The sequence below is a fragment of the Laceyella sacchari genome (assembly GCF_024927925.1).
Taxonomy (GTDB): Bacteria; Bacillota; Bacilli; order Thermoactinomycetales; family Thermoactinomycetaceae; genus Laceyella; species Laceyella sacchari.
Genome location: NZ_CP103866.1, coordinates 3,287,690 through 3,301,211, shown reverse-complemented (window position 1 = coordinate 3,301,211; position 13,522 = coordinate 3,287,690). Strand labels below are relative to the sequence as shown.

At 51.9% G+C, this 13,522-nt stretch carries 11 protein-coding genes; 8 read left to right on the top strand and 3 right to left on the bottom strand.

Features of this window, described 5'->3' with window-relative positions:
- The first annotated feature begins 56 nt into the window (after positions 1 to 56).
- From NYR52_RS16170 to kamE, 7 genes are all read left to right on the top strand, one after another.
- Positions 57 to 1,424 carry a sigma-54 interaction domain-containing protein gene (locus tag NYR52_RS16170; protein WP_259436036.1) on the top strand — a complete coding sequence of 456 codons (1,368 nt, stop codon included), beginning with the start codon at positions 57 to 59 and terminating at the stop codon, positions 1,422 to 1,424.
- Between the two features lie 309 nt (positions 1,425 to 1,733).
- Positions 1,734 to 2,783: an L-erythro-3,5-diaminohexanoate dehydrogenase gene (gene kdd, locus NYR52_RS16165; protein ID WP_132221793.1), complete on the top strand. Its 1,050-nt coding sequence runs from the start codon at positions 1,734 to 1,736 to the stop codon at positions 2,781 to 2,783.
- A gap of 63 nt (positions 2,784 to 2,846) precedes the next feature.
- Positions 2,847 to 4,118 carry a lysine 2,3-aminomutase gene (gene kamA / locus NYR52_RS16160; protein ID WP_132221791.1) on the top strand — a complete coding sequence of 424 codons (1,272 nt, stop codon included), beginning with the start codon at positions 2,847 to 2,849 and terminating at the stop codon, positions 4,116 to 4,118.
- A gap of 21 nt (positions 4,119 to 4,139) precedes the next feature.
- On the top strand, positions 4,140 to 5,165 hold the full coding sequence (gene kamB, locus NYR52_RS16155) for a lysine 5,6-aminomutase reactivase subunit KamB (RefSeq protein WP_259436035.1): 1,026 nt from the start codon (positions 4,140 to 4,142) through the stop codon (positions 5,163 to 5,165).
- Positions 5,149 to 6,792 (top strand): lysine 5,6-aminomutase reactivase ATPase KamC, encoded by a 1,644-nt coding sequence (gene kamC, locus NYR52_RS16150; RefSeq protein ID WP_158283321.1) that lies wholly within the window; start codon positions 5,149 to 5,151, stop codon positions 6,790 to 6,792. The genes kamB and kamC overlap by 17 nt, the downstream gene beginning before the upstream one ends.
- The gene (gene kamD / locus NYR52_RS16145; protein ID WP_259436034.1) at positions 6,761 to 8,365 is read left to right on the top strand and encodes a lysine 5,6-aminomutase subunit alpha; all 1,605 of its coding nucleotides are present in this window, start codon (positions 6,761 to 6,763) and stop codon (positions 8,363 to 8,365) included. The genes kamC and kamD overlap by 32 nt, the downstream gene beginning before the upstream one ends.
- Positions 8,340 to 9,104, top strand: coding sequence for a lysine 5,6-aminomutase subunit beta (kamE, locus tag NYR52_RS16140; RefSeq protein WP_132221783.1), 765 nt, complete (start codon positions 8,340 to 8,342; stop codon positions 9,102 to 9,104). Before kamD ends, kamE begins: the two co-directional genes overlap by 26 nt.
- Positions 9,105 to 9,158: 54 nt before the next feature.
- Here kamE and NYR52_RS16135 read toward each other — a convergent pair whose 3' ends face one another.
- The 3 genes from NYR52_RS16135 to NYR52_RS16125 are packed head-to-tail and all read right to left on the bottom strand — an operon-like array spanning position 9,159 to position 10,615.
- On the bottom strand, positions 9,159 to 9,515 hold the full coding sequence (locus tag NYR52_RS16135) for a hypothetical protein (RefSeq protein WP_132221781.1): 357 nt from the start codon (positions 9,513 to 9,515) through the stop codon (positions 9,159 to 9,161).
- A gap of 24 nt (positions 9,516 to 9,539) precedes the next feature.
- Entirely contained in the window at positions 9,540 to 9,824 is a 285-nt protein-coding gene (locus tag NYR52_RS16130) for a hypothetical protein (RefSeq protein WP_102993677.1), read from the bottom strand.
- Positions 9,821 to 10,615, bottom strand: coding sequence for a ParM/StbA family protein (locus NYR52_RS16125; protein WP_102993676.1), 795 nt, complete (start codon positions 10,613 to 10,615; stop codon positions 9,821 to 9,823). The genes NYR52_RS16130 and NYR52_RS16125 overlap by 4 nt, the downstream gene beginning before the upstream one ends.
- Before the next feature lie 636 nt (positions 10,616 to 11,251).
- On the opposite strand from NYR52_RS16125, the gene NYR52_RS16120 reads away from it, so the two are divergent.
- A complete protein-coding gene (locus NYR52_RS16120; protein WP_132221779.1) occupies positions 11,252 to 13,330 on the top strand; it encodes a (Fe-S)-binding protein in 2,079 nt (692 codons plus the stop codon).
- The last annotated feature ends 192 nt before the right edge of the window (positions 13,331 to 13,522 follow it).

Sequence of the window (13,522 nt, the reverse complement as noted above, 5' to 3'; positions counted from 1 at the left end):
AGCGGAGGAAAGGAGAGTTGTCTCATTTGATGATTACCCCCGGGATAAAGCAGGACATGATCGTTGAATTTCTTGAATGTTTGGACGAAGGGGTCCATATCGTCAATGCGGAGGGCAACACCATTTACTACAATAAAGTCGCATCGCAACTGGATGGCATGCCTGCGGATGAAGTAATCGGCATGCATGTGTTGGAAGCGTTTCCATCCTTGACCCATAAGAGTAGCACCTTGTTGAGTGTGCTGAAAACGGGGCAAGCGCTGGAAGAGAGGGAGCAAACGTTCATGAACCGCAAAGGTAAGCGGGTGACAACCATCAATCGTACGATTCCGCTTAGATCCAAAGGGAAAGTGGTCGGGGCGGCAGAGATATCCAAAGATCTGACCCGCATGAAGGAATTGTCGGATCAAGTGCTTCATTTGCAGGAGCGCATACGGCATCCGCGGGGGGCACGCGAGCAGGAGGTGAAACGTTTTTACTCTTTTGATGACATTGTGACTCAGAACCCGTTGATGCTCAGAGAGATTGAGCGAGCCCGACGGGCCGCCCGTACGCATTCTCCTGTCTTGGTAATCGGGGAGACGGGTACGGGTAAGGAGTTGTTTGTGCAAGCGATTCACCGTGATTCGCCGCGGCGCGATCAGCCATTTATCGTTCAGAATTGCGCCGCTATTCCCGCTTCTCTGTTGGAGGGCATCCTGTTTGGTACGGCGCGTGGTGCTTTTACCGGAGCGGAAGACCGTCCTGGCTTGGTAGAGCTGGCAGATGGAGGAACCCTCTTTTTGGATGAAATCCATGCGATGCCGATTGATTTGCAGGCCAAATTGTTGCGGGTGTTGGAGGATGGGCAAGTGCGGCGCGTGGGCGGAACCGAGTTACGTTCGTTTGATGTTCGGGTGATCGTGGCCACCAACGAGGACCCTTTGTTAAGCATTAAGGAAGGGCGGTTGCGCCAGGATCTTTATTACCGAATTCATGTGGTAGGGATTCATCTCCCTCCCTTGCGCGAACGGCCGGAAGATATCACTTGCTTAACCCACTATTTCTTCAGAAAGCTAAAAGGGCAGTGGCATTCACCAGTAAATCGCATCGCTGATGAAGTGATGGAAGCGTTTGTTCGATATGATTGGCCAGGCAATGTGCGGGAGTTGGAGCATACAGTGGAAGGAGCTTTAAACCTGGCATTGGAAGAGGAGTTGCAGCTTGTTCATCTCCCTCGCCATTTCCAGGCGATTGAACCGACCCAAGTGATTCGGATGAAAGGGAGTGGAGGTTGCCTGCGCGAAATGTTGTGGGACGTGGAGGCACGGCTGATTCGTGAGGCATTGGAGGAAGCTGGCGGCAATGTGTTGCAAGCGGCCAAACGGCTGGGCATTCCACGCCAGACGCTACAGTACAAATTGAAAAAGCTAAAACGCGGCTAACTTTTTTTTATAACGGGCACGAACCAGATGTGTCTGGTGCATAGACCAGCGGCTTTAAAACCGTTTTCCATTTGCTTCATGTGTGACGAGGCGCTATTTGGAAAAGGTTTTCCCGTTGCATCTACCTCTTGATTTGCCAGATACGCCCTGGATGAGTTGCCCGTTTTTGCTTGTGTTACAAGCTGACTGCCCATATTTGGGCAGTTTTTTTATGGGGAGGTGGAAAGAAACGTGGAAATATGGGCTCTGCTTCAATGGCATGAAAATTGCATGATATGAGAATGGAAACCGGCGGAAGGGGGAGAAGGTTTGCGAAAAGAGGGTCACCACTATGGTTTGCACCGGGTAGTGGAACCGGCGGGTGTGTTGCCCCAACCGGCTTGGAAGTTGGATGCCACACCTGAGATTTGGGAGAATGAACTGCTGATTGACGTAGAGCGGTTAAATATCGATTCGGCTTCATTTCAACAGTTGAAAACCGAGGCAGAGGGCGATCCAGAACGGATTAAACGGCGCATTGTTGAGATCGTGAAAGAGCGGGGAAAGATGCACAACCCCGTCACCGGTTCAGGTGGAATGTTGATCGGTACGGTGGCGGAAGTGGGTTCGGCGTTTCCTGACCATACGCTTGCCCCGGGCGCCAAAATCGCCTCGTTGGTTTCTTTGACGCTGACTCCGTTATGGTTGGAAGATGTGAGAGAGCTATCACTGGAAACAGGGCAATTGAAAGTGACTGGCAAAGCGGTGTTGTTCGCCAGCGCGCCATATGCCGTGTTGCCGTCCGACATGCCTGAGCCGGTCGCTTTGGCCGCGCTTGATGTATGTGGCGCACCGGCGCAAACTGCTCGTTTGGTTCAACCGACCGATACAGTGGTCATCATGGGAGCGGGCGGAAAGTCAGGCTTGTTGTCTTTGTACCAAGCTTGGAAAAAAGCGGGGCAACAGGGATGTGTGATTGCTTTGGAAGCAAACCCTGAAGCGTGCCGCCGCATCGAAGCGATGGGATTGGCTCACCATGTCGTATGTTTGGATGCGACTGACCCCTTGCAAGTGCTGGAGACGGTATCCACGCTTACCCGGGGCCGCTTGGCTGATGTGACCATCAATTGCGTCAATGTGCCTCGCTCGGAGTTGCCGGCGATCTTGGCGACGCAAGAAGGTGGCGTGGTGGTGTTTTTCAGCATGGCCGTCCAGTTCACGACGGCGGCCTTAGGAGCCGAAGGAGTGGGAAAAGACGTACAGATGATGATCGGCAATGGATATGTTCCGGGACATGCCGCCTTGGCGTTGGAGAGCCTAAGGGAATGTCCGGCGCTTTATGATTGGTTTTGCCAACGATTTTCTTCGCAGATAGGGTGATCGCTTGTCAGATGGTGTGTGTGACGCGAGAGAGAACGGATAAATGAAAGGGGATGGAAGCAGATGCGTGATTGGCGCGAGATTGAACTGTGGAAAGATGTGACGGAAGAACAGTGGAACGATTGGCTATGGCAATTGACTCACACGATTCGCAATTATGATGACCTGAGCAAAGTGATTAATCTGACGCCGGAAGAAATCAAAGGAGTGGACATCTCTAAAGAGACGATTCCGCTCAATATCACTCCCTATTACGCCTTGCTCATGGATCCAGACGACCCCAAAGATCCGATCCGGATGCAATCGGTGCCCATTTCTTCCGAGTTGTATCGCACATCGTACGACATGGCCGATCCGTTGTTGGAAGACACGGATTCCCCGGTGAAAGGGCTGACCCATCGCTACCCTGACCGCGTTCTCTTTTTGATCACCAACCAATGCTCCATGTATTGCCGTTATTGTACACGCCGCCGCTTTTCGGGCCAAATCGGGATGGGTGTCCCCAAAAAGCAGATGGACGCTTGCATCGAATACATCCGCAATACGCCGACTGTCCGCGATGTGCTACTCTCTGGAGGGGACGGTTTGTTGGTCAATGACCGGATCTTGGAATATCTGCTGAAAAACCTGCGGGAAATCCCCCATGTGGAAATCATCCGGATCGGCACAAGGGCACCCGTTGTGTTTCCGCAACGCATAACGAAAGAATTGTGTGCCATTTTGAAGAAATACCATCCGGTCTGGCTTAACACGCATTTCAACCACCCCAAAGAGTTGACGCCAGAAGCGCGCCGGGCATGTGAGATGTTGGCTGATGCGGGTGTGCCGGTCGGGAATCAATCTGTCATTCTGGCCGGAATCAATGATTGCCCCCATGTGATGAAAAAACTGATGCATGAATTGGTTAAAACGCGCGTAAGGCCTTATTATATCTATCAATGTGACCTTTCGGAAGGGATTGGCCATTTCCGGACTCCCGTGTCCAAAGGGTTGGAGATCATCGAGTATTTGCGCGGCCACACTTCAGGATACGCCATTCCTACGTTTGTGGTGGACGCACCAGGAGGCGGCGGCAAAATCCCGCTCAGTCCCAACTACATCATCGCACAGACACCATCTAAAACGGTGTTGCGCAACTTTGAAGGGGTTATCACCAGTTATCCGGAGCCGGAGCATTACCATCCGCACGACTCAGAGAATTGTGAGTATTGCCGGCAGGCCGGGGATCAATTGGGTGTAGCTGCGCTGTTGAGTGACCAGCGGATCAATTTGGAGCCCAAACAATTGACCCGCGAGCTACGGCGGAAACAGGGGGAAGCACTGGGAAAAAGATGAGCAAGAGGGTTGTGGTGGCGGGTGAAAGAGAAAACATGTGAGAAAACCGCAATTGTCGGTGTGGCGAAAAACGCAGGGAAAACCACGGTTCTAAGCGCTTTTATGGAACAGTGGTCCCTGTGTGGCCCCCTGGGGGTGTGCAGCATCGGCATTGACGGGGAGGAACGGGATGCGTGGAGCGGAAGGCCGAAGCCGCAACTGTATGTTCCTGAAGGAGTCTGGGTGGCGACGACGGGTGCGATCATTGATCAAAATCCCGGTCATTTTGCGGTTTGGGAAGGAACCGGGATTACGACCACGTTGGGAGAGGTGTGGATCGCGCAAACAACGCGGCCAACCCAAGTGAAGCTGGCTGGCGTCCATACGCGGGAAGAGGCGCATCGGGTGATCGAAGGCTTGCAACGAGCCGGAGCACGAAGGATTGTGGTGGACGGCGCTTATGACCGGCGCATGGCGGCTAGCCCTTGGGTTACCGACTCCGTGATTTTGGTGGTGGGTGCCAGCCTGGGCACGTCGATGAGCGCATTGGTGTCTAAGACAGCAGAGTGGTTGCGCCTCTTTTCATTACCCGTCTGTCCAGAATCCGACCGTGAGGCGCTTACTCCCTTGTTGGTTCACCGTGGGGTGTATCGCAAGCGGGAAGGTAAATGGCAATCTTGTGCGGCATCGACCTTGATGGAGCAGGAAGCCCTGACCACCGAAGTCCTGGAGGCGGAGGCGGTGGCGTTGTCGGGTGCATTGACAGATCGCATGTTGCGCCACATGATGCAGCAAGGATGCCACCCGCGATTGATTGTATCTGATTGGACCCGTATCTTTACTGATCCCGTTCTTTTGCGGCGTTATTTTGAGCGGGGCGGGTCCATTGAAACGGTGCGGTCAGCGGTGTTGCGCGGAGTGGCGGTCAATCCTGTGTCGCCAGAAGGCCATGTGTTCCCGCCGCAAGAACTGAAGGCGCGTGTGGCCGAGTTGTGTAAGCCAGTGCCGGTTTTTGATGTATGGCGTGATCCCTTGGAGGAAGGAGGGGGTCGTGATCTATTGCGATGAAACGACATGGTCGGAGTTGGATGTAGCGTATTGTTGGAACTTGTGGCAACCTCTCACGCCGATGGGCAAGCGGGCCAAACGGCGGGCGCGCCCTTTTCGTCCGGGTGAAGAGCACGAGTGGGAACAAGTGCTTCGTGAACAGGATGAAATCAACAAATGGCTGGCGACCCATCCCCGTTGCCAAGCACTTGTTTCGCGTTGTTTGGAGAAGATGCCGGACATCGAAAACCAATTGGACAAATTGGGTGCGGATGAGGTGTTGGGGCTGACTGATTGGTTCCACATGAAACAATTTTTGTGGCAATTGGGCCAACTGCATCACCTTATACAGGAGCATCGGTGTTCCGTCGTTTCCCTGATGCCGGAAGAAGATGTTCCGCTTGTGGAACAGTGCTTGGCGCGACTTAATCCGGGTACCAATCGGACAGCCGCTTTTTGGATTGATGATGCGTATGATGATGATTTGCGCCGCTTGCGGCAACAATGGCGCCGCATGGAAATCAAGGAGCGGGAGCGCGTGGAACAATGCAAGCGGGAGATCGAGGATACGTATGGGATCCGCCGGAACCGCTTGGGAACTTGGACGATTCCGCGCCACACGCCTTTGGAAGAAGCGTTGCGCCGGGACCGGCGGGTCGTGTGCGAGGCAGAAACGGCATATGATGTCACATTTCGTTTGCCAGAAGTTGTTGGTCAAGAGATGGCGAGGTTGCAAGAGCAAGTGGAAGAGCGGGAACAGGCGGTATGCGTCCGGTTGACCGAAGAATTCAGGCGCGTGTATTCCCGTTTGCGATACTGGATGCAGCAGGTGACACACTTCGATTTGCAATGGTCCCGCTATCATGCAGGAAAGAAGTGGGCCGGTGTGCGGCCAGTGTGGGATGGAGACCGGTTCATCCTTGAGGGAGCCATCCATCCAGGCATCGCGCAAGACATGGCGGCGGAAGGGAGAAGCGTGACGCCGATTGATCTGGAAGTGGGCCGTGGTGTCACAGTAATCACTGGGCCTAACATGGGTGGCAAGACCGTCGCCTTAAAAACGGTGGGGCTGATTGCTGTCTTGGCTCATTATGGATTGTTTGTGCCTGCCACCGCTTGCCGGTTGCCCTTGATGCATTGGATTGCCAGCACGCTGGGTGACGGGCAGTCTACAAAGCAAGGCTTAAGCCGCTTTGGGGCGGAAGTGGTGCGTTTGACAGAATGGTTGAGCCAACCGGGAGAGGGCTTGCTTTTGTTGGATGAGATCGGCAGAGGAACCAATCCACGGGAAGGGGCGGCCTTGGCGCAAGCGATTACCAGCCGGTTAAGCGATGGGAATGATTGGGCCGTGCATGTGACGCATTATCATGAGGTGAATCAGTTGCCCGGCATCCGCCGTTACCGAGTGGCCGGCTTGTCATGGATGGATTTAGAGCGGGAATGGCTAGGGAGTGAAGGAACGTGGCGGGAGCGGTTGCACCGCCATATGGATTATCGACTGATTCCGGTGCAACGGGAGGAAGAGCTTGGTACCGACGCCCTCCACTTAGCCCTGCTCTTGGGGTTGCCGGAAGAGATTGTGGCGGATGCGGAACGACGATTGGGGAGTGGGGAAGATGAAGGGAAAACTGCGGCTGAATCAGGCTGATATCGATCGGGCCCGGGAAGCGGCGCGAGTGATTGCAGCAGATGTGGACCAATATATCTCCACCCGCACAACAGTGGCGGTGGAGCGGACTGTGCTGCGGTTGTTGGGGATTGACGGCATTGACCATGAGGGTGTGCCGCTCCCCAATGTGATCGTCGAACAGCTGCTGACTGAAGGGAAGATCGCTTCCGGGGCGGCGTTTTGGGTGATTCAGGCGATGTTGGCACATCGTCTCTCTGCGCAGGAAGTGGCGGAGAAAGTGGCGCGGGGGGAACTCCATTTGTTGCAAGTGCCCCCTCTTCCACGTGAGGAGATTCAGCGTGAAGGAGAGCGATTGGCCCGTGAGGCACTGGACTTGATCCAAGCGCGGCGGCGGGAACGGGAAGAGTGGATTGAGCGCATCGGCGAAGGGCGGCAGCCTTATCTCTATGTGATCGTCGCTACCGGAGACATTTATGAAGATGTAGTGCAGGCGAAAACAGCGGCGCGGCAAGGGGCCGATATTATCGCCGTGATCCGGAGCACAGGGCAAAGCTTGTTGGATTATGTGCCGTACGGGGCAATCCGTGAGGGATTTGGGGGAACGTTTGCTACACAGGAGAATTTCCGGATCATGCGGCGGGCACTGGATGAAGTAGGTGAGGAAGTGGGACGGTATATTCGGCTGTGCAACTATTGTTCGGGGTTGTGCATGCCGGAGATTGCGGCGATGGGAGCGCTTGAACGGCTGGATGTGATGCTAAATGATGCGCTGTACGGCATTCTTTTCCGTGACATCAACATGCAACGCACCCTGATCGACCAAGCGTTTTCCCGTATGATCAACAGCTATGCCGGGATTATCATCAATACCGGGGAAGACAATTATTTGACCACGGCAGACGCAGTTGAAGCGGCCCATACAGTGACAGCCTCTCAATTCATTAATGAACAGCTAGCTCTCTTGTCCGGACTGCCGCCTGAACAGATGGGATTGGGGCATGCATTTGAGATGAACCCCGACTTGGAGGATGGATTGCTGCTGGAGATCGCCCAAGCACAATTGGCGCGCGAGCTCTTCCCTGACGCCCCGCTTAAATACATGCCGCCAACCAAGCATATGACCGGTAACATTTTTAAAGGGCATGTACAGGATGCTTTGTTTAATCTGGTAAGCATCCTGACGGGGCAGGGGATTCAATTATTGGGGATGATGACGGAAGCGATGCACACTCCGCACATGCATGACCGCCAATTGGCTTTGGAGAGCGCGCAATACATTTTCAACAATGGACGCCATCTGGGTGAAGAGCTGTTGTTCCGTCCGGGGGGACGGATCGAACAGCGGGCGTCTGAGGTGCTGAAGCGGGCAGGGGATTTGCTTCAGCAAGTGTGCGAAAGCGGGTTGTTCGCGGCTTTGGAGCAGGGCGTGTTTGCCGATGTGAAAAGGTCGCGGGTTGGCGGCAAGGGTTTGCGCGGCGTGGTGGAAAAAGAAGTTGATTATTACAATCCGTTGGAGGCGGAACTCCGCAGAAGATTGGGATTGCCGGAGCGGGAGGGAAACGGGAATGAGTGTGGACTTTACCAGAGTTAAACCTTATGGGGACACCATGAATGACGGGGTGATTCAACTCAGTTTCACGCTGCCCGTTCCGGCGGGAGAAGAAGCCCGGGAGGCGGCGCGGCAATTGGTCACCAAGATGGCAATCGATGAACCGCAAGTGTATCACATGAAAGACTTGGGTGAAGGGTACACCTTTTTCATTGTTTACGGCAAATGTAGGGTGGATGTTGATTACAGCCGGATTCAAGTGCCCAAAGTGACAAGTAAAGTGATGGACTTTTATGAGATCAACCAGTTTATCCGCGAGCAAATCGGGCGCAAGCTGGTGGTGATCGGCGCTTGCACAGGCACCGACGCTCATACCGTGGGCATCGATGCGATCATGAACATGAAAGGGTACAACGGGGAGTATGGCTTGGAACGGTATCCTGAAATCGAGGCATACAATTTAGGGAGCCAGGTAGAGAATGAGGAATTGATCAGCAAAGCGTTGGAATTGCAGGCGGATGTGTTGCTGGTCTCACAAGTGGTCACCCAAAAAGGGGTGCATGTGACCAACTTGACACAACTGGTGGAATTGCTGGAAGCGGAAGGATTGCGGGAGCGGTTTGTTTTGATCTGTGGCGGCCCGCGTATTCATCATGAATTGGCGTTAGAGTTGGGATTTGATGCTGGATTTGGGCCAGGAACTTTGGCGCCGCATGTGGCTTCCTACTTTGTGCAGGAGATTGCGCGGAGGGAGCGGGCGCGCAAGGACACCCGTCGGTGATAAAAAACGGTTTTCTCCATGTTCAGTGGAGAAAACCGTTTTGCGATGTTTGGATCAAAATGGAAAAAGTCGATCTTCTGGCCGCACCTTCGTCCCTTGGTCCATGCTTTTAACGCGGATGAGATAATAAGACTGGAAGCCGCCTCGCGCAATGGGAGTAATTTCAACCAGATCTTTGTAGGCCAGGTGTTCGATGATAATCGCTGTCTGAGAATAAGCGTAATCCAATATTTTTGATAAGCGGTAATGGGAAGTGATGAGGCTTCCCGGTTCCAAGGTGACGCCAAATGTGGTGTCTTTTGTCGGTTCGGTCGCGGCTAAGCGGCACAATTCATAGTACACAAAGCGTTCCTTGGGGGTTAATTTCTCCGCTACATCATAAGGCACGCTAAAGGAATACGGTTTATTCACTGCATTTCACTCCTGAAGTTGGTATCAAAAATCAAAGGGCATGCCGCTCGCCTTGATTTGTTGAAAGGAAGAGGAACGTTCCGCTTTTGGAGTAGGAAGGGGGTTGTTGCTTCCGCCAGCCTGCAACAACGGAGAAGCGGAGAGTTCATCTGCTTTCAGCTGTCCCATGCAGTAGGCGAATAGCAGATTCTTCACCAACCCCGAAAAGTTGATGTCCTTGCGGTCAATAAATCTCAACAACTCCAGTTCCACCGCATCTTCGGTGTTAAACGAGACTTGCCGCCGTTCCCGCTTCTTGTATCCGCTCATTCACCAAGGGTCTCCTTTCCTAACGCGTAGTACCCTATCGCATTGGCAAACTGCGGATCTTCAAATGTGGTGGAATAGATGAAGCCCACGCGTTTGAAGGGTTCCAGCAGATCTTGTGCTTTGCCGCCGATCAATTCGACCACGTCGGTCGGCTCCCACATGCCTCCCAGATGGCCCACCAGCATGGCCGCCATCTCTTCCGGATCGGCTTCCCGCACATTGTCCCAACCTTTGGGGATCGTTCCGCTTTCCCGGTCGATGAAAATCCCGTCTTTAAATGTTGCGTAATTGGTCGTGCGGGCTCCGGGGTCTACGATCCGCACCGTCCCCATCCGGCGGTGAATCCAATAGGCCGCTCCCCCCTCAATCGTAATCGCTGCTTTTTTAATGTTGATCTTGCGATATGTACCATTCAGGATCACTTCATGCTCTCCCTCTAGCTTGGCTCGCAACCTTGCCCGTTCGTCATCTCTGTACATATTGATCGGCACACCGGTAACCAGCTTGACGTCTCCTAGTGCTCCTGCTTGGAACAATGCTGTCAAAATCAACAGAACGGTCTCTATGTTCACTTTGCTTTCCGTCATCATCTGACGCGTGAACGAACCCTCCCGTTCAGCCAATTGTCCAATAAAATAATCCTTTCCTTGATATCGGATCTCCATATCATCCTCTAGTGTCTGGATAAAGTTACGCTGCCTTGCTTTTGACACTTTGGAAGGAAATGTGAACCTACGGGTTCCCACAATGGTTTTCACATATGCGCGTCCAGCATCTACCGCCACTAACATTTTCTGGGCCACCTTTCTAGGTTGTGTTGACGACAGTCAGGACAATTGTCTTTAAAATATATTTCTTGTGTACTCTTGTACGGACTGTCGTCTTCAATCTGAGAAGTGTTGTGCACCATAGTCATGACTATTGTCAGCAATGGGGCGGGAGATCAGGACTGTCGTCCTGACTATAGTCATATTATAAGAGAAATAGGAGGGTTTGCGCGTAAAATAATTTGTGAACGACATACATCGTCCTTTTTGTCCAAAATATGAACAAGAAGAATGCAGTGAAAGACACCTTTGTTTTCAATTTGTTCACAAATCAAGGTGAGGACTTGGAATCATTGGCTTATCACTTGGGCGTAAGAAGCTTGCAAAGGGAGAAAACAGGAAAAAGAGTGAATAGAAAGTGGATAAAAAGTGAGCAAAAAGTGAAAAACCTATCTTTCAGGCATTGTCACATATTTGACAAGCAAGCTATACTCATATCACAACAATCGAACCAAAATTCCCGTAAGGAAATATTTTCTCTATATAAAAAATACAATGACAAATGAATGAACAACCACTCATTTTATGTTAGAATGTTAGCGAAATAGTATGAAAGCGAATTCAATCATTCATAAAGATGATGTGGAAGGGGAGAGGACAATGTCGCTGTTTGAAGTGGTCAATCTGGTTTTGTTTATTGCCGTTGCGGGTTATGCTTTTTATCTTTTCGGCAGTGTGGTTTATCGGCGGTATATGTACGTCCGCTTGGGGAAGCCCGCTGACTTTTCCTTGGATGTCAAAAAAGCGCTCGACGAAGTGTGGATCAATGTCTTTGGACAGAAGAAGTTGTTGAAAGATACCAAAAGCGGCATCATGCACGTGGTGATGTTTTATGGATTCATTGTGATCCAATTTGGGGCGATTGATCTCTTCATCAAAGGATTGGTGCCTGGCAAACATCTTCCACTGCCCGCTTATCCGGTGTTTACCTTGATCCAGGAAATCACTACCTTCCTCGTACTGCTGGCGACGCTATACGCTTACTACCGTCGTTACATTGAGAAATTGCCGCGATTGAAGCGCGGGTTGAAATCCGGCTTGGTCATTATTTTCCTGACGAGCTTGATGGCTTCCATCCTCTTGTCGGCGGCCTTTGAGAAAGTTTGGTTAGGGCATGGTTCGTCATGGGATACGCCGATTTCTTCCGTGCTAGCTAGCCCATTTCTCGGTTGGATGAGTGCAGACGCCGGCCAAGTGCTGTTTTATGTATTCTGGTGGATTCATGCTTTGGTTTTGTTTTCCTTTTTGGTTTATGTTCCCCAGTCAAAACACTTTCATTTGCTGGTCGCTCCGCTCAACGTCTTCCTCAAGCGGCAACAACCACCAGCGAAGTTGTCTTTGGTCGATTTTGAAGATGAAACGGTTGAAGAGTACGGCGTAGGAAAGATTGAAGATTTCAATCAGAAGCAATTGATTGATTTGTATGCCTGCGTAGAATGCGGGCGCTGTACCAATGTCTGCCCCGCAGCAGGAACAGGGAAGATGTTGTCTCCGATGGATTTGATGGTTAAGATGCGTGACCACTTGACCATGAAAGGGGCGGCAATCACTTCCAAAACGCCGTGGGTGCCCAACTTCGCCTTCGCCGAGGCAAACCAAGCTTCGTTGCGGTTGGCAGGTCAGGGTGAGTATCCGGTAAGCTTGATCGGCGATGTCATCACAGAAAAGGAGCTGTGGGCTTGTACCACCTGCCGCAACTGTGAGGATGCCTGCCCGGTGATGAATGAACACGTAGACAAAATTATCGATATGCGTCGCTACTTGGTGATGACGGAAGGGAAGATGAACGCCGAAGCTTCCCGGACGTTCTCCAATATCGAGCGCCAAGGTAACCCCTGGGGTATCAACCGCAAGGATCGCGACAAATGGACGGCAGACGCAGAAGTGAAAGTGCCCACGGTCAAAGAAGAAAAAGAATTTGAATATCTCTTCTTCGTCGGTTCGATGGGATCGTTTGACAACCGCAGCCAGAAAATCAGCCGGGCGTTAGTGAAGGTATTGCATCACGCAGGCGTCAAGTTTGCGATTTTGGGCAACAAAGAGAAAAACTCCGGGGACACGGCCAGACGGATGGGCAACGAGTTCTTGTTCCAACAATTGGCCGCTGATAACATCGCTTTGTTTGAAAAGCATCAAGTGAAGAAGATCATTACCATCGACCCTCATGCTTACAACACATTTAAAAATGAGTATCCTGATTTGGGCTTGACGGCGGAAGTGTATCATCACACGGAAGTGTTGGCTGATTTAATCAAAGAAGGGCGCATCAAGCCGACCAAAGAGGTGAAAGAGCGGATCACCTACCATGATTCCTGTTATTTGGGCCGTTACAACGGTGTATTCAGCGCGCCCCGCTACATCCTGAGCCAGATTCCAGGCGTGGAAGTGGTCGAGATGGAACGCAATCGCGAAAACGGCATGTGTTGTGGCGCCGGTGGCGGGATGATGTGGATGGAAGAAACAGAAGGGGTGCGGGTGAACGTTGCGCGTACGGAACAAGCGTTGCAAGTAAATCCGACGGTGATCGGCAGTGCTTGTCCTTACTGTCTCACCATGCTGTCGGATGGTACCAAGGCCAAAGAAGTGGAAGACCAAGTGAAAACAATGGATGTGGTCGAAATCTTGGCCTTGTCGCTGGAGTTTGATTCAGAAGCTGAGGTGGCGGACGGGGTTCACTAAGAAATAACAAAAGCATGTCTGAGTGAGACACGCTTTAGAAAAGGCTGTCGGAATTAAAGCGACAGCCTTTTTTATGTGCAAAACCACAGTGGAAAAGAGCGCGCAACTATGCATCGAAACAGAATTAAATATGTTATTTGAATAGAAGAATTCGATTAACTATTGTTAAAACAGAATGGTTGAGGTAATCTG